20 protein-coding genes are annotated in these 19,741 nt (G+C 35.4%); 18 read left to right on the plus strand and 2 right to left on the minus strand.

All coding sequences use genetic code 11. The features are described from left to right. The 9 genes from IJ258_RS10930 to IJ258_RS10970 all read left to right on the plus strand — a co-directional run. Positions 1-2,189: cation-translocating P-type ATPase (locus IJ258_RS10930; RefSeq protein WP_292806817.1), on the plus strand; the 2,189-nt coding region annotated here is incomplete at its 5' end. Between the two features lie 258 nt (positions 2,190-2,447). Then, positions 2,448-2,675 (plus strand): hypothetical protein, encoded by a 228-nt coding sequence (locus IJ258_RS10935; protein WP_292806818.1) that lies wholly within the window; start codon positions 2,448-2,450, stop codon positions 2,673-2,675. A gap of 16 nt (positions 2,676-2,691) precedes the next feature. Then, positions 2,692-2,958 carry a DUF6110 family protein gene (locus IJ258_RS10940; protein ID WP_292806820.1) on the plus strand — a complete coding sequence of 89 codons (267 nt, stop codon included), beginning with the start codon at positions 2,692-2,694 and terminating at the stop codon, positions 2,956-2,958. A 261-nt stretch (positions 2,959-3,219) separates the two neighbouring features. Then, positions 3,220-4,578: an MATE family efflux transporter gene (locus tag IJ258_RS10945; RefSeq protein WP_292806822.1), complete on the plus strand. Its 1,359-nt coding sequence runs from the start codon at positions 3,220-3,222 to the stop codon at positions 4,576-4,578. Between the two features lie 315 nt (positions 4,579-4,893). Continuing rightward, positions 4,894-6,498, plus strand: coding sequence for an ABC transporter substrate-binding protein (locus tag IJ258_RS10950; protein ID WP_292806824.1), 1,605 nt, complete (start codon positions 4,894-4,896; stop codon positions 6,496-6,498). 62 nt (positions 6,499-6,560) lie between these two features. Continuing rightward, positions 6,561-7,547 carry an ABC transporter permease gene (locus tag IJ258_RS10955; protein WP_292806891.1) on the plus strand — a complete coding sequence of 329 codons (987 nt, stop codon included), beginning with the start codon at positions 6,561-6,563 and terminating at the stop codon, positions 7,545-7,547. A gap of 1 nt (position 7,548) precedes the next feature. Further along, entirely contained in the window at positions 7,549-8,391 is an 843-nt protein-coding gene (locus IJ258_RS10960; protein ID WP_292806893.1) for an ABC transporter permease, read from the plus strand. Positions 8,392-8,400: 9 nt separating this feature from the next. After that, positions 8,401-9,348, plus strand: a complete 948-nt coding sequence (locus tag IJ258_RS10965; RefSeq protein WP_292806826.1) for an ABC transporter ATP-binding protein — start codon at positions 8,401-8,403, stop codon at positions 9,346-9,348. Continuing rightward, positions 9,338-9,949, plus strand: a complete 612-nt coding sequence (locus tag IJ258_RS10970) for an ABC transporter ATP-binding protein (RefSeq protein WP_292806829.1) — start codon at positions 9,338-9,340, stop codon at positions 9,947-9,949. Before IJ258_RS10965 ends, IJ258_RS10970 begins: the two co-directional genes overlap by 11 nt. Before the next feature lie 71 nt (positions 9,950-10,020). On the opposite strand, the gene IJ258_RS10975 is transcribed toward IJ258_RS10970, so the two are convergent. Next, on the minus strand, positions 10,021-10,842 hold the full coding sequence (locus IJ258_RS10975; protein ID WP_292806831.1) for a nicotianamine synthase family protein: 822 nt from the start codon (positions 10,840-10,842) through the stop codon (positions 10,021-10,023). 198 nt (positions 10,843-11,040) lie between these two features. Between IJ258_RS10975 and IJ258_RS10980 the strand changes: the two genes are divergently transcribed. The 6 genes from IJ258_RS10980 to IJ258_RS11005 are packed head-to-tail and all read left to right on the plus strand — an operon-like array spanning position 11,041 to position 16,273. Continuing rightward, positions 11,041-11,619: a GNAT family N-acetyltransferase gene (locus IJ258_RS10980; RefSeq protein WP_292806833.1), complete on the plus strand. Its 579-nt coding sequence runs from the start codon at positions 11,041-11,043 to the stop codon at positions 11,617-11,619. Between the two features lie 12 nt (positions 11,620-11,631). After that, positions 11,632-12,495 (plus strand): tRNA pseudouridine(38-40) synthase TruA, encoded by an 864-nt coding sequence (truA, locus tag IJ258_RS10985; protein WP_292806835.1) that lies wholly within the window; start codon positions 11,632-11,634, stop codon positions 12,493-12,495. An 18-nt stretch (positions 12,496-12,513) separates the two neighbouring features. Next, positions 12,514-12,840 (plus strand): hypothetical protein, encoded by a 327-nt coding sequence (locus IJ258_RS10990; RefSeq protein ID WP_292806837.1) that lies wholly within the window; start codon positions 12,514-12,516, stop codon positions 12,838-12,840. A 13-nt stretch (positions 12,841-12,853) separates the two neighbouring features. Next, positions 12,854-14,176, plus strand: coding sequence for a non-hydrolyzing UDP-N-acetylglucosamine 2-epimerase (gene wecB / locus IJ258_RS10995; RefSeq protein WP_292806839.1), 1,323 nt, complete (start codon positions 12,854-12,856; stop codon positions 14,174-14,176). Then, the gene (locus IJ258_RS11000; protein WP_292806841.1) at positions 14,160-15,248 is read left to right on the plus strand and encodes an ATP-grasp domain-containing protein; all 1,089 of its coding nucleotides are present in this window, start codon (positions 14,160-14,162) and stop codon (positions 15,246-15,248) included. Before wecB ends, IJ258_RS11000 begins: the two co-directional genes overlap by 17 nt. Before the next feature lie 2 nt (positions 15,249-15,250). Next, entirely contained in the window at positions 15,251-16,273 is a 1,023-nt protein-coding gene (locus tag IJ258_RS11005; protein WP_292806843.1) for a hydantoinase/oxoprolinase family protein, read from the plus strand. Between the two features lie 31 nt (positions 16,274-16,304). Here IJ258_RS11005 and IJ258_RS11010 read toward each other — a convergent pair whose 3' ends face one another. After that, positions 16,305-16,865 carry a CDP-2,3-bis-(O-geranylgeranyl)-sn-glycerol synthase gene (locus tag IJ258_RS11010; protein WP_292806845.1) on the minus strand — a complete coding sequence of 187 codons (561 nt, stop codon included), beginning with the start codon at positions 16,863-16,865 and terminating at the stop codon, positions 16,305-16,307. Positions 16,866-17,009: 144 nt separating this feature from the next. On the opposite strand from IJ258_RS11010, the gene tes reads away from it, so the two are divergent. The 3 genes from tes (at position 17,010) to IJ258_RS11025 (ending at position 19,733) form a co-directional block, all read left to right on the plus strand. Continuing rightward, positions 17,010-18,518 (plus strand): tetraether lipid synthase Tes, encoded by a 1,509-nt coding sequence (tes, locus tag IJ258_RS11015; RefSeq protein WP_292806847.1) that lies wholly within the window; start codon positions 17,010-17,012, stop codon positions 18,516-18,518. Positions 18,519-18,614: 96 nt separating this feature from the next. Next, complete coding sequence (hacB, locus tag IJ258_RS11020) at positions 18,615-19,100, plus strand: homoaconitase small subunit (RefSeq protein WP_292806849.1); 486 nt, start codon at positions 18,615-18,617, stop codon at positions 19,098-19,100. Positions 19,101-19,112: 12 nt separating this feature from the next. Beyond that, positions 19,113-19,733, plus strand: a complete 621-nt coding sequence (locus IJ258_RS11025; protein WP_292806851.1) for an HVO_0476 family zinc finger protein — start codon at positions 19,113-19,115, stop codon at positions 19,731-19,733. Positions 19,734-19,741 lie beyond the last annotated feature (8 nt).

The raw sequence follows: 19,741 nt of genomic DNA on the forward strand, positions 1-19,741 counted from the left end.
ATGATGAGCATGAGCATGAAAAAGTAGATGTTTGTACTGATGATGATTGTGGTTGTCATGATGAGCATGAGCATGAGGAAGCTGATTCCTGCAGTGATCCTGACTGCGATTGCCATGACCATGACCATAATCATGAACATGAAAAGGAAGACACATGTTCCGACCCTGACTGCGGCTGTCATGACCATGACGATGATGATATTGAAATAAACATCTGCGGTTGTCCGGACTGTGCAGATGATGATCATGACCACGACCATGAACATGAACACTCTCATGGCAGCGAAGAGCTATTGGCGGAAGGCAAACCTTTAATTGCAAACAGGCCAATTCAAATAATCGTTGCAAGTGGAATCTGTTTTGCAGCAGGTCATATTATGGAATGGTTATCAGTCAACCCAACAATCGTAACATTGGTATTTATGTTGGGTGCAATTATTGCAGGTTATGAAATAGCAATTCTTGCTTACAGGTCTTTGGTTAAAAGGCACACTGTTGGTCCGGCAATGCTGATGTGTATTGCATGTGTTGCTTCATTCATTATTGGACATCCTGAAGAGGGTGCAGCAGTAACATTCCTGTATTATATTGCAGAGTTCCTTGAAGACTATGCTGAACACCGTGCAAAACGTTCAATCAAATCATTGGTTGAAATCGCACCTGAAACCGCAAGGGTGAAAGTTGGTGATTCAGAAGAGCTTAAACAAGTTGATGATGTAAAAATTGGAGATATTGTAATCGTAAAACCAGGGGACAAGGTTCCATTGGACGGTAATGTCATTTCAGGTTCATCTTCAATCAACCAGGCTTCAATCACTGGTGAAAGCGTACCTGTACTTAAGGAAATTGGCGATGAAGTGTTCTCAGGTACAGTTAACGTTGACGGATACCTTGAAATTGTCGTAACCAAAAGGGCAAAAGATTCAGTCATCTCAAAAATCGTCACTTTGGTTAAAAGATCACAACTCAACAGGTCCGAAACAGAGTCCCTTGTTGAAAAGGTTGCTAAATACTACACTCCTGTAATGATGGTTGCAGCAGCTTGTGTTGCATTCATTCCACCGTTACTGTTCGGTCAACCTTTGGTTGATTGGGTTTATAAGGCACTTTCACTGCTTGTAATTTCATGTCCATGTGCATTTTTAATATCCACACCTGTAGGTATGGTGTCTGCAATTACTTCAGCTACCAAAAACGGTGTATTGATTAAGGGAAGTACATATGTTGAGGAAATGCGTGGCGTTAAAGCAGTCATCTTTGACAAGACCGGTACTTTAACTGAAGGGAAACTTGAATTGAGTGATGTTGAAGTATTGGATGAAAATTGCTCAAAAGATGAAATCGTTAAAATCGCAGCTTCTCTGGAACACAATTCCTCCCACCCAATTGCACAGGCAATCGTGAATCATGCAACAATGAATGATATTGAATTTGAAGAAATTGAAGACTTCAAAAACGTGCCTGGTAAAGGAATCGTTGGAACAATTGATGGTAGTGAGTATTATGCAGCTAATGAATCCCTGATTGAAGGAAGCAGCTTCGACATTTCAAGAGATGAAATAAACCGGTATTCAAGTGAAGGAAAAACCATAGTATTCATCGGTAATAGTGAAAAAGTATTGGGTATAATCACAGTATCTGATAAAATCAGATCAAACGCTTCAGAAGTAATCAATGACCTTAAAGATAAGGGAGTTCAAACAGTAATGCTTACCGGGGACAATAAGCTTGCTGCCAAAAGCGTAGCGGATGAAATCGGAATCGACTATGTATATTCCAACCTCCTGCCTGAAGACAAATTGAACATACTTGATACAATAAGAAACAAATTCGGGGATGTTGCAATGGTTGGTGACGGAATCAATGATGCACCGGCACTTGCACGTGCAAACATAGGTATTGCAATGGGTGCAGCAGGTTCTGATGTGGCTATTGAAACAGCAGATGTTGCTCTGATGCAGGATGACATCTCAAAACTCCCATACTTGTTCTCATTGTCTCATAAGACTATGGGAATCATCAAGCAGAACATTACTGTTGCTATTGCAGTTAAACTGCTATGTGTAATACTTGCAATTTTAGGTATCATCACACTGATGATGTCTGTAGGTTTCGGGGATTTAGGATTGACATTATTGGTAATTTTAAATTCATTCAGAATCGGAATGGTGAAAGACCCACTATTCTAATTCTTATTTTTTTATTTATTTTTTTCGGAATAACTAAATTTTTAAATAATTTAGACAAGCTTAAATTTGGTATAACTAAATAATTATTCTTAGATTAACCTAAAAAACTATATAAAACCGATTAATTTATATACTAGTTTTAATTTAATTTTATAGTAGATGAGACTACTTATTGAGGATAAAAAAATTTAGGTGCAATAAATAATATATTACACAATTGGGGAATGACTAAAAAATTAAAAAAAGGATGGTTTAAATATGGTATACAAAAAAATAATGGATCACGCAATCGAACACAGATACGCATTAGTTTTCGCAGGCGGAGTAGCAGCTGCAATCATAGGAAAAAAAGTACTCGAATCAAAAGCAGTAAAAGAAGCAACAACCAATTGCGTTGCAGAAGCATTAGCAGTTAAAGCAGATGCAGAAGAAAAACTCGCTGAAATCAAAGCGGATGCAGAAGAAAAAGTCGCAGATGAAGAATAATCAATCGGGTGATTTGATGGTACACAGAAAAATAGCTCCATTTGTGGAGCAACACAAACACGCTCTTCTCTTTGCCGGAGGAATTGCAACAGCAGTTATTGGAGCAAAAATCCTAACTTCACAAACTACAAAAGACTTGGCTACAAAAGGAATGGCTGGCGTTATCTCAGCTAAAAAAGATGCAGAAGAAACATTTCAGGACATGAAAGAAAACGCTGAAGACATTGTTTATGATGCATCTGCTCAAAATGGCCAGGAAATCTATGTTGAGAAAAAAGAATAGTTAAATCTATTCTTTAATCACTTATTTTTAATTTAAACTTATTTTTTAACTAAATATTCTTTATACATTCTATTTTTCTCATTTGCATGAAAAGTTGTCTACTTTGTAAAATTATTAACTTGTTAAATTTCATTATTGGAAAATTTGATAATTTTGAACAATTCTTGATGATTTTAAAGCCAATTTTTAGGAGTTGGATGAGGAGTCTAGAAAAATAATTAGTAATTAAATTTATATTTGAATAAATTTTAATTATTAGTTATGAACAGTAATGATAATTCAAATAATGTGGAGGTAATGCTTGGAAATCCAAAGCAGGCATTAATAAAGATGTCTATACCTTTGATTGTATCATTACTAATCACCAGTTTTTATAACTTAATTGATGCCGCTTGGGTGTCCGGTCTTGGAGCAGATGCCCTTGCAGGAGTCGGATTTTTCACACCAATATTCATGATTCTTGTTGGCTTTGGAAACGGTTTAGGGTCTGGTGCGGCATTTGCAATATCAAAATATTTGGGTGAAGAAAATAAACAAAAAGCAGATAATGCTTCAATTCATTCAATTTTAATCGATATTGTCATTTCAATAGTTATAACAGCTCTATTGCTGATTTTCCTAAATCCAATACTTGAGGTTATGGGTGCCGGTCAGACCATCGGTTATGCGACAGATTATGGTTTAATCATTATTTCAGGTTCAATACTGGTTATTCTTTCAAATGCATTGTATGGGATTTTCAGAGGTGAGGGGGACACTACAAGGCCGATGTATGCCATGATTGCATCAGCAATACTTAACATGATTTTAGATCCTATTTTTATCTATACTTTAAATTTGGGAGTTGAGGGTGCTGCTGTTGCAACACTAATTTCTGCTCTATTTGTAATTTTGATTTTAATCTATTGGTTTTACGTTAAAAGGGACACTTATCTGAAACCTAATTTAAGCAATTTCAATTTTAAAAGAGGTATTTCAATTGATATTGTAAAAGTGGGTTTGCCTGCAAGTATCCAGCTTTTAAACAACGCATTTTTTGCAGCAGTATTTTCAGCCCTTCTTGCCTTTGTCGGCTCAACAGATTCCGTGGCGGTCTACTCAACCGGATGGAGGATTGTAATAATTGGAACAACACCGATTTTGGCTATTGGAACAGCACTTATAAGTGTTATTGCAGCAAACTATGGTGCCCGCAATTTTAAAAACATTCAGATTGCCCACAGGTACGCAATGAAAGTATCTCTGGTTTTAGGCATAATCGTTATGATTTTAACCAACGTCTTTGCAGGACAAATTGCATCCATCTTTGCTTCATCAGGAAGCAGTGTCAGGATTGCAGGTGAGCTTACGGCATTCCTTGCATGGATTGTAATCTATTATCCGACCATGGCTGCAGGAGTGCCATCAACTTATGTTTTCCAGGGCATTGGTAAAGGGATAACTGCAATGTTTCAGACAATAATAAGAGAAACAGGTTTTACAATATTTTTTGCTTATCTTTTGGCTGTTGTTTTGGGTTATGGTGTGTGGGGAGCCTGGATGGGCATTGTACTGGGTGAAGTTGTTTCTAATAATCTTACCATGCTTTGGGCTGATTGGGAGATTAAGAAATTATTTTAAATAATCTATATTTCATATAATCTTTTTCATGATTTAATGAATTCATTTATTTTAATTGTATCATCGTAACTTTTTAGCATACATTAATCAATTAACTTATTTTTTAACAGTTGTATTTTCAATTTAATGCATGTTTTTGTTTCATCATTTTTTGTATTTGAAAATTTTCAATAGTAATTATTAAATACTTTAAGATTAATATTATTTATTGTAATATCATTTAATAAATAAGTATTACTAATTACATAATTTTAAACAAAAAAGTAATACAATCATGGATATTACTTTAATTTAATATTTAATGAGGAATATAAAATGGACACAAAATATATTATAGCAGCAGTTGTAGCAGTTATTGCAGTGATCGGTATAGCTGCCTTCGCATTAGGTGGGGGAAGCACTGAACATGCAGCTAACGAATTAGTTACATGTGTTGCTGCTCACGGTGAAGAACCAGAATTTGGTTTCGACCCAATGCACGGTTGGGGATACCATGATTCCGGAACAGAACCTCTTATACAAAGTACAATTCTTAAAAGAGATAAAGACAATAATTTCGTAAATGACTTGGCGACCGATTACAGCATATCAGACGATTTCAAAGAATACACAGTAACAATCCGTGACGATGTAAACTTCACAGACGGTTCAAAATTAACAGCAGATGATGTAGCATTCTCATACAACAAAGCTAAAGAACTAGGTGAAGGAGCAGATTTAAGCTCATTGGATGAAGCCAAAGCGGATGGAGATAAAGTTGTATTCAAACTCAACAAAGCGGATTCAACATTCATAAACAAATTGACTGATGTGGGAATCGTTCCTGAAGAAGGATATGACGAAAACTCTTACGGTCAAAACCCAATCGGTTCAGGACCTTATAAACTAGCTCAATGGGATAAAGGTCAACAATACATCCTTGAGAAAAACCCTGACTATTATGGAGAAGAACCATACTTTGAAAAAATAACCAACTTATTCCTTGATCCGGATGCAGCATTTGCAGCAGTTAAAAACGGTGATGTTGACATTGCTGAAGTGCAAGTGTCATATGCAGATGAAAAAGTTGACGGTTACCATATGGAATACTTCGACTCCATTGATGTACGTGGTATATCCTTGCCAACACAAATGGACACCGGTAAATTAAGTGAAGACAACATCACTATCGGTAACAATGTAACCGGAGACCCTGCAATAAGAGAAGCATTAAACATTGGAATCAACAGAGAAACATTGCTCGAAGGAGCATTAAACGGTTATGGTGATGTAAACTACAATGGTGTAGCTGATCAATTAGCATGGTCCTTTGAATCAACCTATAAAGACGGCGATGTTGACCAAGCAAAAGAAGTTCTCAAAGCAGCAGGATGGGAAGACACTGATGGTGACGGAATCGTGGAAAAAGACGGTCAACCTGCAGCATTCGATATATACTACAACTCACAGGCATCTGAAAGACAAGCAATTGCAGTGGCTGTAGCTGAACAAGCTAAAGACATCGGTATTGATATTAATCCTGTTGGAGGAAGCTGGGATGACATCGACCCTAACAAATACAGTCAAGGTGTAGTATGGGGATTCGGTTCAGCAGATCCAATGGAAATCCAACACCAATATGACTCAGAAGTAGCAGCAGTAGGTTATGACAACCCTGAAGCACTTAACGACACTGCTGTAGATTCATTGATTGATGCGGCAATGGCTCAAGACCTTAATGCTTCATACTCCACTTGGTCACAAGCTGCTCAACAAGCAAATTCCAACTATCCATTCCTATGGGTTGGAACAATGGACTACACCTACTTCGTAAGTGACGACTTGGACATTTCCAACAGCACTCACCTCATCTATCCACACGGTGGAGATATCTGGGGTAACATCTACGATTGGAAACGTGTAAACGAAACTGAAGCATAAATGATTTGTTTTCACAAATCATTCTTTTTTCTTTTTTTTAATAATTATTAGAGTTGATTAAAATTAATACAAAAAAATTAGTGAAATTTTTAGGATTTAAAGCCGTAAGATTACTAATTTTATTAATTGTCATTGCAGCAATAAGTTTTATAATCGTACAACTCTCTCCAATAGATCCTGTAAAAGCATATCTTGGCCAAAGAATAGTCAGCCAGGAACAGCTTGCAATTGTCGGGGAGTATTGGGGAACAAATTTAACATTAACCGAAAGAGTATTGGGCTGGCTTCAGACATTGGCATCCGGAAGCATGGGATTTTCATTGATTTACAGGGTGCCTGTTACTGAAGTGATTGCACAAAAGTTCACCGCATCATTTACTCTTATGATAGTGTCTTGGGTAATATCTGGAATTGTTGGTTTTGGATTAGGAGTAATTGCCGGTGCTAAAGAAGGAACATGGATTGATAAGGCAATTAAAACTTATTGTTACATTTTACAGTCTTCACCTACATTCTGGATAGGTTTAGTAATCTTAATGGTATTTTCAGTGTATTTGGGATGGTTCCCAATAGGGCTTTCAGTTCCGATTGGACAGCTTTCGGATACTGTAACATTCTGGCAATGGCTGTATAGGCTGATTCTTCCTGCATTCACATTAAGTATTGTTGGAATAGCGTCCCTTACAATGTATACAAGAGATAAGCTTATAAGCGTTAAGAAAAGTGATTATTTCCTTTTCTCAAAAGCAAGAGGTGAAAGCTTTTGGGGAATGATTAAAAACCATGGAATAAGAAATATTCTGCTTCCCGCAATATCAATACAGTTCTTGTCATTCAACGAACTTTTCGGTGGAACAATACTTGTAGAACAGGTATTCGCATATCCTGGAATAGGTCAGGCAACAGTGGCTGCAGGACTCAGGTCTGATGTTCCATTATTATTGGGTATTGTTATTGTAAGTACAATATTCGTTTTTGCAGGAAATTTCATTGCAGATATCATTTATAAATATGTTGATCCGAGAATAAGGAGTGAGGACGATGAGTGAAATGCCATGGTACAACAGGGGATTGTTTGCATCCCTTAATTTAAGGCAGAAAACAATATTGACTATAGCACTCACTGCACTTGTTTTAGCGATAATTTTCATTAGCGGAACATTAATCGATGCTAATTTGCCGACAGATTTTACTATAAAAATGCAGGCACCTTCATTCGCACACCCATTCGGTACCGATTGGATGGGAAGGGACATGTTCATAAGAACCCTGAAAGGTTTAAGTCTAAGTATTGTCATTGGTCTTGGGGCTTCAATACTTTCAAGTATAATTGCAACATTATTGGCGTTTCTTGCAAGTGTCAACAAATACACTGACACATTCGTTTCATGGCTGATTGACCTGTTTGCTTCAATACCTCATATCCTGCTGATTATGATGATTTCAATCGGTTTCGGTAAAGGGGCATTCGGTGTAACAATGGCAGTTGCATTCTCACACTGGGTAAACCTTACAAGAGTTTTAAGAGCAGAGGTGCTGCAGATTAAAACATCAGAATTTGTGGAATTATCTTCAAAATTTGGAAGAAGCAAATTATGGATTGCAAAGGAACATATCCTGCCTTTGATATTGTCCCAGATATTTGTAGGAACATTGCTTGTATTCCCTCATGCAATCATGCACGAGTCAAGTGTAACATTCCTCGGCTTCGGTTTGTCACCGCATGAACCTGCAATCGGTATCATATTGTCAGAATCAATGTCATATCTTGCAATGGGTGCCTGGTGGCTTGCATTCTTCCCAGGTGTTTCACTGCTGATTGTGGTATTACTGTTTGATATAATGGGAGATAATCTGAAACGATTGTTTGACCCTTCAGAGGCAAATAACTAGGGTGGTATTATGGGAATCTTATTGGAAGTAAATAACTTATCAATATCCTTCACACAATACGTGGAAGGATTGAACAGGCACGATTTGAAAGTAATATCTGATTTGACAATTGATGTTGATGAAGGAGAAATTGTAGCAATACTGGGCTCAAGCGGTTCAGGTAAAAGTCTTTTGGCTCACTCAATCCTGGGAATTTTACCATACAACTCCCATGTGACAGGTGAAATAAAATATAAAGATGCAGTCTTAACACAATCATTGAAGGAAAAATTACGGGGCAGTGAAATATGTCTGATTCCACAGTCTGTGAATTTCCTTGATCCTCTTATGAAAGTTTCAGAGCAGGCAATTGGAGAATGCAAGGATGATGATGAGCATGACGCTAAAAAAATCAAACAAAGGGAAATCTTTGCCCGTTATGGATTGGATGAAAGCGTTGATGATTTATATCCCTTCGAGTTATCCGGTGGAATGGCCCGTAAGGTATTGCTCTCCACTGCACTGATTGATGATCCGACATTGTTAATTGCAGATGAGCCAACACCAGGTCTTGATTCACAAAGCGTAAAGGAAACTATTGAGGACATTAAAAACTTAAAAGAACAGGGCAAAGGCGTTTTACTTATTACTCATGAGATTGATGTTGCCTTAAAAACAGCGGACAGGATTGCAATATTTTATTCAGGCTATGTGATTGAAGTCAACACTGCCGAAAACTTCAAAAATCAAAAGAATATTCTGCATCCATATACTAAGGTTTTGATTGATGCATTGCCAAGAAACGGTTTCAATTATGCTGAAGGAGTACAGCCATTGGATGAGGTTGCAGGATGTCCGTATTATGAAAACTGTTCCGTACGTCTGGACAAATGCAGAGATGAAAAACCGGAATTAATCAACCATGAAGGCATTATGATAAGATGCTTTAATTTCAAGGAGGTTAATGATGAATCTTAAGGCAGAAAACATTTCATTTTCCTACAATAAAAAAAGACAGATACTGAAGGATATTTCCCTATCCCTTGACAGCAATAAAATAATTGGATTGATTGGAGATAGTGGAAGCGGTAAATCAACATTATGTAAAGTAATGGCGGGTTACATTACCAATTATTCAGGTAAAGTATCTCTTGACGGTGAAAAGATATCTGATAAGGATTTCTATCCTGTGCAGCTGATTTTCCAGCATCCTGAAAAGACCATGAATCCAAAATGGAAAATGGAAAAGGTACTGAAGGAATCATGGAATCCTCCTCAGGAGCTAAAGGACACTTTCGGTTTGAAAGAAAACTGGCTGACACGTTGGCCAAATGAACTGTCCGGTGGTGAACTTCAGCGTTTCAGCATATTGAGATCACTTAATCCAAAAACAAAATTCATCATTGCCGATGAGATAAGTACCATGCTTGATGCATTGACACAAGTGCAGATATGGGAAGCACTCATCAATCATGCAAAGGCAAATAACATTGGAATACTGGCTGTTAGCCATGATATTGAATTGCTTGAAGTAATATGTGATGATATTTTGTATTTTAATGAGATTAATGGTGTTTAATTAATTCATTCTCTTTTTTTCCTTTTTTAGTTATTTGTTCGCCAATAATTTTGGCGAACGAACTATAAATTTTAATCGATTTTTCTAATAAGGACTGATGTGTTATTTGTTTTGCCTGAAGGAAGCATCATAACCTCCTTATGAAAACCCCTGGTGTCCTTGTCAAGAACCGGAGAATATAATATTGCTCTCATTCCAGTGTAGGTTCTGTAAATCACCGGTGTTTTTTCACTAACATATTCCCAGATATTTGCAAACACTCTGTCTTTTGGCTCAGCCAATGCAGCAACCATTAAAATATCATAATCCAAATCCTTGATTGTGGTTTCATCACCAACAACAATCTCAATATCATTGTCAAGTTCTAATTTCTTTAAAACTTTTCTTGAAAGTTCTGCAACATCTTCCTGCTGCTCGATACCGATACATTTGCATCCGAAAACCATATTGAACATTATCAATGTTAAAGGCAATGGTCCTGATCCTAAAAATACGAAAGTTTTATCTTCATTGAATTTGGCCAATTGGCTTTCGTTTTCAACAAGTCCAATATAACGGTCATAGAAATGAAATGAATCAAGGGTTTCTTTTGGATTTTCAGATTCCAATATCTTCAAGGCGTTTTCTGTTTCAAGTCTGGCTCCAATGTAGACATAGAATTTACGAATCAGCTTTAAAGCCCTGTTCATCTTCTCATCATCCAGGATGTGCTTTGCAGAATCAAAGTCAATTGTCTTGTCGTGGGCAATGATTTCAACATCATCCAGGATTTCAATGATTTCATCAATGTTTATGTCGTCAAGTTCTGAATTACCGTATTTGTCCAAATCACCATATGATGATAATTTGTTAGCAATTTCTTCTAGTTTTCCCCAATATTTGTAACAGCTCATTTTTACCACACTATAAATAACAAATTTTATATATTATTTTATTCATTATCATTATTAAAGTTGTTTAAATTTAAAATAGAGTATTACTAAATCTTTAAATTTAGTTAAAAAAGTAATAACTTTATAATTTTATTTTTAAAGTATTACTAATTCGTTAAATTTAGTCGAAAAAGTAATACTTTTTTGGAAGGTTTTAATATGGATATTTCAATTAAAACATTGGAAAATAATTTGGATCAAATAAATAATGTTCAAAAATTATTGTTTTCTCAAATTAAAAAAGAATTTGGATATGATTATGTTCCGGAGTTTCATATGGACATAAAAAATTTAAATGAATATTATATTTCTCCTCAAAGAAATAATTTTTACATTGCAACAAATGAAAATGATGAAATCATTGCCACTATAGGACTTAGGGCATATGATAAGAATTTCAATGAATTCAAAGGAAAATACTCAAAAGAAACTACCTCCAGTATTTGGAGATTATTCGTAGATGAAAAATACAGAAGATGTGGCATTGCATCAATGCTTTTTAGAATAGTTGAAAGATTTTCATGTGAAAATAATTACAATGAAATTTACCTTCACACACACAAAACTCTTCCGGGAGCCATTGATTTTTGGAAAAAAATGGGATTTAATATAACAATCGATACAAACAATGAACTGCAAACAGTACACATGGATAAAGCTATTCTCAATCAAAAAATTAACTACTCTTTAGTTTCAACTTCAATTCAAAATCATAACAATTATGTTATATTAATTTAAAAATAATTATTAATGAAAAGAACAGCACTAAAAATCGGATATATTGGAACAAATTTTCATGGTTTTCAAAGACAGCCTAATCTAAGGACCGTGGAAGAGGAATTGATTTACCATCTAAGAAAACTGGATTACATTGATGATTTGAAAAAATCCCGTTTCAGAATTGCAGGACGAACCGATGCGGGAGTTCACAGTCTAGGTAATGTAATCAGCTTTCAGTCAGAAAAGGAAGTAAGAGTTAATGAGATTAACAATTCCTTGCCGGATGATATTCAAATTCTTGCTAGTGCTCCTGTCCGATATGCTTTTAAGCCAAGGTATGCTCAGATGAGGCAATACCGCTACATGTTATTTCAGGACCTTGACATCGATAAGCTAAATGAATGTGCTGAAGTCTTTAAGGGAACTCATAACTTCACCAATTTCACAAAACGATTCCAGAAAACAACCACACGTACAATTGATGACATTAAAATCAATAAGGTTGAATTGAATGATTATCACAAGAGAGAATTCCCTAATCTCCATGATACAATAACTCCAATTTTTGTTGACATTTACGGGGAGTCATTTTTATGGAATATGGTTCGTAAAATGATGCGTGTCTTTATAGATGTTGCAAACGGTAAGATGGATTTGGATGAAGTTGAAAGATTACTGAATCCGAGAGAAGATGAGCCAAGGGCATATATAAAGGTTACTGAACCTGATTACTTGATTTTGATGGACATTCAATATGATGGAATCAAATTTACATATGATGATTATGCATGTGAGAGATTTAGAAGGAATCTCACTGATTCTCTTACAAATTTACAAAAAAAATATGCAATTCGCGAATCAATGATAAAAAGTTTAAATGATTTATGTAAATAATTAATATTGAGGTTATTTATGGATATAATACAAAAAGCTAATGAAAAATTAATGATTATTACAATTATTGTAGGTTTTGCATTAGGAATTTATCTGGGAATCGGTCATGATAATCCGGATTTATGGTTCATTATTGTCCAATGGATTGTAATAACTACTCTTATCATGACATTCATCTCAACATTGGTTGGAGTATATGCGAAATTGCGTAATGATGAAGTGGAATTCGATAAGTTTTCCCCGTTAAGGATTCTTATTTTAAATCTTGCAATAATTGCAGTCTGCACATCTTTTGGATTTGTATTCTGTTCAATATTAATCGGTAATTATAATACTGCAAATTAATCTAGTGATATTTATGAAAATAGCAACAATTTTAGGAACAAGGCCAGAAATCATTAAAATGGCACCAATTATTGATGAAATATCAAAAAGAGGCATTGATCAGATTGTTTTACATACTGGTCAGCATTATGACAAGGAAATGTCTGATAATTTCTTTAGAGATTTGGAAATACCTACTCCGGATTATAATATTCATGTTGGATCAGGCACTCATGGAAAACAAACAGGGCTGATGATGCAAGGGATTGAGGAAGTTCTTTTAGAAGAAAAACCTGATATTGTACTTGTTCAGGGAGATACAAATGCAGTTTTAGCAGGTGCGCTTGTTGCATCTAAACTGCACATTGCAATAGGTCACGTTGAAGCGGGACTTCGCTCATTTGACATGACTATGCCTGAAGAGGTGAATCGTAGGGTGGCAGATGTAACTTCCGCAATGTATTTCATTCCAACAGAACAATCAGCAATCAATCTTTTGGCTGAAGGATTTTCACATGAAAACTTGATTATCACAGGAAACACTGTTGTTGATGCCTGTTTTAGACACTTGGAAATTGCTAAAAAAAGAGGTTTTGAAGAGGAATCTCTTGCAAGTTTGGATATTGAGAATATGGATAATATCTTAACATTGACCATGCATAGGGCAGAAAACGTTGATGTTAAGGAGAGGGTGATTAATATAATCGGCGCTTTAAAGGAATTAAGTGACATGAACATTATTTTCCCTATTCATCCAAGAACTAAAAATACTCTTGAAAACTTTGGACTTTTTGATGAATTGAATGACCTTGAACATGTTCATATTGTAAAGCCTTTAGGATACTTGGATTTCCTGCTTTTAACTTCCAAATCTACACTAATATTAACAGATTCTGGCGGGCTTCAGGAAGAGGCAATCACACTGGATGTTCCTGCATTAACATTAAGATACAATACTGAACGTCCAGAAACTGTAACTGCTGGAGGAAATATTCTTGTCGGTTCCAATAAGCAAGCAATCCTTGAAAATGCAAACAGAATATTGAATGATAAGGAATTTGCAGAAAAAATGAGAAATGCACCAAACCCTTATGGTATGGGGGATTCAGCTAAATTGACTGTTGATGCAATTGAGGATTATTATGAAAGAGGATTGTTGAACATCACTGCTCCGGAAGACATAATGACTTCATTTACACGAAAAATGGCAAATGTCACTGAAGACATAACTGTTGGTGAATTTGAAGAAAATGAAAATGCATTGATTCATATGGTGTATGATGGTGATGAAATGCGTTTTCCAGCAGAAGATTTGAACTTAAATGGAATGATGATTACTTATGACAAAAGAGAATGATTCAATATTGGTATTTGAATATTTCACTGCTTCCGGTGAAAAGGACAAATGTATAATTTCAGAAGCTGAAGAGCTTATTTTTGCACTTTTAAATGATTTGTCTGATTTTGAAATTGATTTGGTCATAAACAGATCATATGAAAAAACCGTTGAAAAATATGAAAATGTCAATCCAATACTCATTGATGAAAACATTATCGATTGGCTTTCAGACAATGCAGTAAACTATAATAAAGCGATTTTCATAGCTGCAGAAAACGACAATAATCTCTACAATATTACAAAGATTTTACAAGACAGCAATGTTATGACATACACTTCATCTGCTGAAGCTTGCCTTAAAACATCAGATAAGTATGAAACATATGAGTCTCTTCCGCTTAATGTGCCTCAGCCAAGATCATTCAGAATTAAGATTGACCCAAAGGGATACTGGAAAAGGGCAATCGAAAACCTTCATGAAAAATGGCAGTCAGAAGACCCATTGACTCCATTGAAACTGATAATAAAACCGTTGATGGGCGTGGATTGTGAAGATATTGTAATTATAGAAAAGATTGAGGATTTAACCATTGATTTGGATAAGATATTCAAGCCGGGCTCACGTGTTCTTGTTCAGGAATATATTGATGGAGTTGACATCAGCGTCAGTTTAATCTCAGATGGCAAAAAGGCAATTCCAATCAGCTTAAACCAGCAGTTTGTTGAACTCAAAGATGATAAGGGAAGATATCTTGGAGGTAAAATACCTTATCAGAATAAATTTAAAGATGAGGCTTTTGAAATTGCAGTTAATGCAGTTGAGGCAATTAAGGGTCTTAAAGGATTTGTCGGTGTTGATTTGATAATCAATAATGATGAAAAGGACATATATTCCGTGTATCTTTTGGAAATTAACTCAAGATTCACAACTCCTTATGTGGGTTTGGCAAAGATTACAAACTTTAACATTGCCAAAAGCATAATAGATGTGATTGACGGTAAAACAACAATTGATGATTTGGATATTTCTCTAGATGGTGAGGTTGAATTTAAAAAATCTGGAGAATCATTGGAAATTAGGAGAATATAATTATGAAAATAGCTGGTTTTGACATTGGCGGTGCTAATACAGATTTGGCAATAATTGACTTTAATGATGGTGAAATAAAAAACATTGAAGTTGATTTTGCATACCTTCCAATGTGGAGCAATAATGATGACTTATCAACAGTTTTAATTGAATTGATTGAAAATATCTGTCCTGTATCAGAAATTGATGCTGTGGGAATATCAATGACTGCAGAGCTGGTTGATGCATATGACACCAAAAAGGATGGTGTATTGGATGTTGTAAAAAAATGTGAAGAAACATTCACATGTCCAATTGCTTATGTCGGAGTGGATGGAATGCTTTCAAAAGCAGAAATTGAAAAAACTCCACTTAAGGCAGCAGCTGCCAACTGGATTGCAACCGCTCAAATTGCCACATTGATATCAGACAACTGCATTTTCATAGATACTGGAAGTACTACTACTGACATCATACCAATTAAGGACGGTAAGGAATGTGCAATCGGAAAATCAGACTTTGACAGATCCGCTACCGGAGAGCTGGTATATACTGGTACATTAAGAACCAATCTTGCAAGTTTTCTGGATAAGGTTGAGTTAAATGGCAGGCAGTATCGTGTAGCTAGTGAATTATTTGCACAAACCGCTGACGTTTACATGGTCTTGGACTTAATCACCGAAAAGGATTATATCTGCGATACCTTTGACGGTGAAGGCAAATCCAAAGTTGATTGTGCAAGAAGAATCGCACGTGTGGTATGTGCTGATTTGGAAATGCTTTCAATGGATGACATTGTTGAGATGTCTGAGTTCATTCATCAAAAGCAAGTTGAACAAATCGCAGATGGACTCAAGCAGGTAGTTGAAACTCAAAACCTGGATTTAATCGTAACCACTGGTTTGGGCAAGGATATTTTGGATAAAAAGGCAGCTGAACTTTTAGGTTTGGAAGTCAAATCCATGGGCGATATTTTATCTGATGATGAGTGTACTGTTGCACCGGCTGTTGGGACAGCTGTAATGATGGAAAAGTATTTAAATTAATATTTTTCTATTTTAACTTTTTTTATAAAAACTAATACCACACATCTTTTAAACCAAGCAGGTATGCTCCGCTATTGGCTATTAGATGAATCACTAATGTTAAGGCAATTGCAATCACTAAAAATAACCAATCAAATCTAACAATTGGATAAACAAGTATCAATGCAACGATTATGAAATCTAGTTGATCAAGGATTGGTGCAGGTTTTCCTCTGCCGATTCCAAGTCTTCTTTTTAAGAAACTGCCTAATGCATCCCCTAGCAATGCTCCGAAACCTAATAGAAATCCTATTAATATTCCACTGTTTACATCGGTTATTATGGGGGTGATTATGTATTGGCCAATTTCTGAAATAATATCTGGAGCAAGATATCCCTGTACTGCACCGGTTATTATACCAATTATTGTTCCGGCAATAAGTCCTCTCCATGTAACTCCATCTCCTATCCAGTGGTTACCTTTTTTGTCGCTTTTACCAAAGTCAAGTGGTGTTCCTCCTCCAAAAGCCAGCGCTCCGCCATTTGAAAAGTATGCTGGAAGTATAAAATACAATGTTGTAAGACATGCCAGTAGGAATATTTCTATTTGCATTAATTTTTCTCCAAATATATTTTACTATAACTTTGTTTAAACTACTATATATAATATTAATTAACTTTAAATATGACAATAATTTAAATATATAATATTATAAAGTTTATGCTAGTATTGCAATTTTGCTAGAAAGGTGATTTTTTGAAAATAAAAGATACAAAAAGTTTATGTCCGGAATGTGGTAAACCTCTTGATGCAGAAGTTTACGACGAAGACGGCAAAATCTTAATTAAAAAAACATGTGATGAACATGGGGAATTTGTAAATACATATTGGAGTGATGATAAACTATATGATAAAATGGAAAATTTCATTCCAACAGTAACAAAAGTCGAAAATCCTTGTGTGGAAGGTGAAGCGGCTTGTCCAAGCAATTGCGGATTATGTTCTAAACATGAAACCTCCACAGTTTTAGGTTTGATTGATGTAACCAACAGATGCAACTTAAGATGTCCAATTTGTTTTGCTAATGCGGCAGTTGCAGGATACAAATATGAACCTACACAGGATGAAATCAGACAAATGCTTAGGAATTTAAGAAACCTTAAACCTCATCCATGTCCAGCAATCCAATATGCCGGTGGAGAACCGACAGTTAGAAAAGACATTGTTGAACTTGTTAAAATGGCAAAAGAAGAAGGTTTTACTCATGTTCAAATTGCAACCAATGGTATAAGATTGGCTAAAAGGGAAAATCTTGCAAAAGAATTGAAAGAAGCTGGATTGAATACAGTTTACCTTGCATTTGATGGTGTAACTCCAGAACCATACATTAACAATAGAGGTAGAGATTTACTTCCAGATAAAATTCAGGCTATAGAAAACTGTAGAAAAGTCGGACTGGGAGTTGTACTTGTACCGACTTTAGTTAAAGGAATAAATGATCATCAAATTGGAGATATCATCAAATTCGCATTTGACCACAATGAAAACATTTATGGAGTAAACTTCCAGCCTGTTTCATTTGCAGGAAGAACACCTTCAGACCATGTGGAAGAACAAAGGATAACTATTCCTGACTTCGTAAAGGCTATTGAGGAAGTTACTGACGGTCAGGTTCCAGTGGATGCATTCTATCCACCTTCATTTGTTGAACCAATTGCGGAGTTCATTTCATTGCTTGATGGGGAAGATTCAGCTAAAGTTACATTAAACTGTCATGAACATTGTGGAATTGCAACTTATGTCTTCAGAGACAGAACTGAAGGTCCTGGCAAGGATAAACTAATTCCAATTACAGACTTTATTGATGTTGAGGATTTGGCTAATAAATTAAAAGAATATAATGAAAAACTTAAATCAGGTAAGTTCGGTTCACGTAAAAGGGTTTTAGCAGGTTTAACCGGTAATCTTCCAAAGATGGTTCACACTAGCAGAACTCCTGAAAATCTTGATATTACAAAGATTTTATTAAACGTTTTTGCAAAAGGTTCTTACGATGCATTAGGAGATTTCTCAAAAGATTCAATGCTCATTTCATGCATGCACTTCATGGATCCATTCAACTTTGATGAAGACAGAGTTAAAAAATGTGTTATTCATTATGCAACTCCTGATGGAAGAATCATTCCGTTCTGTACCATGAATTCAATGTATCGTGAAAGTGTAGAGCAAAAATTCGCTCAACCTTTAAAACAAAAAAGTGAATAATTAAAATTTAGAAAAATCACCTAATAACTTATTTTGTATTTGGGGCCTCCCAAATACTTCGTTTTTTTATTAATCAATTTTTTTATAGTGATATTTATGGAAATTATTAAAGGAAAAACATGGACTTTCGGGGAAAATATCGATACGGATGTAATCATTCCTGGAAGATATCTAAGAACATTCAATCCTCAGGATTTGGCGGACCATGTCTTGGAGGGGGAACGTCCGGATTTCACTGAAAACGTTCAATCAGGAGATATTATTGTCGCTGATGAGAACTTCGGTTGTGGATCATCCCGTGAACAGGCACCGGTAGCTATCAAAACAGCAGGGGTAAGTGCAATTGTTGCAAAATCATTTGCAAGAATTTTTTACAGAAATGCGATTAATATTGGACTTCCGGTTATCGTTTCAGATATTGGGGCTAATGATGGAGACATTATCAGTATTGATTTGTCAAAAGGAACTTTAGTTAATGAAACCACTGGCGAGTCAAAGACATTTGAACCCTTTAAAGAGTTCATGTTGTCTATTTTAGAGGATGGTGGATTAGTCAACCATTATTTAAATGATTCTGATTAGGGAGGTGTGAAAATGGATTGTCCAATTTGTGGTTCAGATGACATTGAAATTTTAAATTCAAAACAAAAAACAACAAAGAAAAAATTAACTGAGGAATATTTGCTTAAATGTGAAGATTGCGGTCATGTTTTCAAGGATATTATTTCATTAAAAAAACCTAGACCTTACAGACTAATCATTTCCGAGCAGGATAAATCTCATAAAACTACAATTGATTTATCTCCAAGCGATGAACTTAGAATTGGTGATAATTTATTAACCGAATTTGGTCAGGTTGAAGTTTCAGGTATTGAAGTAGCAGATAAAAGGGTAAACGAATCAAAATTGGAAGATGTTAAAACTATTTGGGCAGCTTCTGTTGAAATTCCTGCACGTATTGGGTTTTCAGTGGATTTGCATGGTGAAGTTGACTCCTATAAGCTTGACCTTGAAAGAGATTTTGAAATAGCACCTGGAGATGTTGTTAAAATTGACAAACACATAGTTAAAGTGCATGTTATTAAAACTCAGGAAAGAAAACTGACTTCTGGTTTTGCAAAAGCGAATGTAATTAAAAGGGTTTATTCAAAACCGGTTAAATTCAATAATTATGATTATGATTTAACAAAAAATATTTTCAAAAAAACAGAATAATGGGATAA

This window comes from Methanobrevibacter sp. (assembly GCF_017468685.1).
Lineage (GTDB): Archaea > Methanobacteriota > Methanobacteria > Methanobacteriales > Methanobacteriaceae > Methanocatella.

What these genes read in the sequence shown, in the direction of transcription:
- IJ258_RS11025 (WP_292806851.1), top strand. Translation starts at nt 19,113, where the DNA reads ATGGATTGTCCAATTTGTGGTTCAGATGACATTGAAATTTTAAATTCA.
- IJ258_RS11010 (WP_292806845.1), bottom strand. Translation starts at nt 16,865, where the DNA reads ATGCAAATAGAAATATTCCTACTGGCATGTCTTACAACATTGTATTTT.
- IJ258_RS10980 (WP_292806833.1), top strand. Translation starts at nt 11,041, where the DNA reads ATGGATATTTCAATTAAAACATTGGAAAATAATTTGGATCAAATAAAT.
- IJ258_RS10935 (WP_292806818.1), top strand. Translation starts at nt 2,448, where the DNA reads ATGGTATACAAAAAAATAATGGATCACGCAATCGAACACAGATACGCA.
- wecB (WP_292806839.1), top strand. Translation starts at nt 12,854, where the DNA reads ATGAAAATAGCAACAATTTTAGGAACAAGGCCAGAAATCATTAAAATG.
- IJ258_RS10990 (WP_292806837.1), top strand. Translation starts at nt 12,514, where the DNA reads ATGGATATAATACAAAAAGCTAATGAAAAATTAATGATTATTACAATT.
- IJ258_RS10970 (WP_292806829.1), top strand. Translation starts at nt 9,338, where the DNA reads ATGAATCTTAAGGCAGAAAACATTTCATTTTCCTACAATAAAAAAAGA.
- IJ258_RS10945 (WP_292806822.1), top strand. Translation starts at nt 3,220, where the DNA reads ATGAACAGTAATGATAATTCAAATAATGTGGAGGTAATGCTTGGAAAT.
- IJ258_RS11005 (WP_292806843.1), top strand. Translation starts at nt 15,251, where the DNA reads ATGAAAATAGCTGGTTTTGACATTGGCGGTGCTAATACAGATTTGGCA.
- IJ258_RS10960 (WP_292806893.1), top strand. Translation starts at nt 7,549, where the DNA reads ATGCCATGGTACAACAGGGGATTGTTTGCATCCCTTAATTTAAGGCAG.
- IJ258_RS10975 (WP_292806831.1), bottom strand. Translation starts at nt 10,842, where the DNA reads ATGAGCTGTTACAAATATTGGGGAAAACTAGAAGAAATTGCTAACAAA.
- IJ258_RS11000 (WP_292806841.1), top strand. Translation starts at nt 14,160, where the DNA reads ATGACAAAAGAGAATGATTCAATATTGGTATTTGAATATTTCACTGCT.
- IJ258_RS10965 (WP_292806826.1), top strand. Translation starts at nt 8,401, where the DNA reads ATGGGAATCTTATTGGAAGTAAATAACTTATCAATATCCTTCACACAA.
- IJ258_RS10950 (WP_292806824.1), top strand. Translation starts at nt 4,894, where the DNA reads ATGGACACAAAATATATTATAGCAGCAGTTGTAGCAGTTATTGCAGTG.
- IJ258_RS10940 (WP_292806820.1), top strand. Translation starts at nt 2,692, where the DNA reads ATGGTACACAGAAAAATAGCTCCATTTGTGGAGCAACACAAACACGCT.
- hacB (WP_292806849.1), top strand. Translation starts at nt 18,615, where the DNA reads ATGGAAATTATTAAAGGAAAAACATGGACTTTCGGGGAAAATATCGAT.
- truA (WP_292806835.1), top strand. Translation starts at nt 11,632, where the DNA reads ATGAAAAGAACAGCACTAAAAATCGGATATATTGGAACAAATTTTCAT.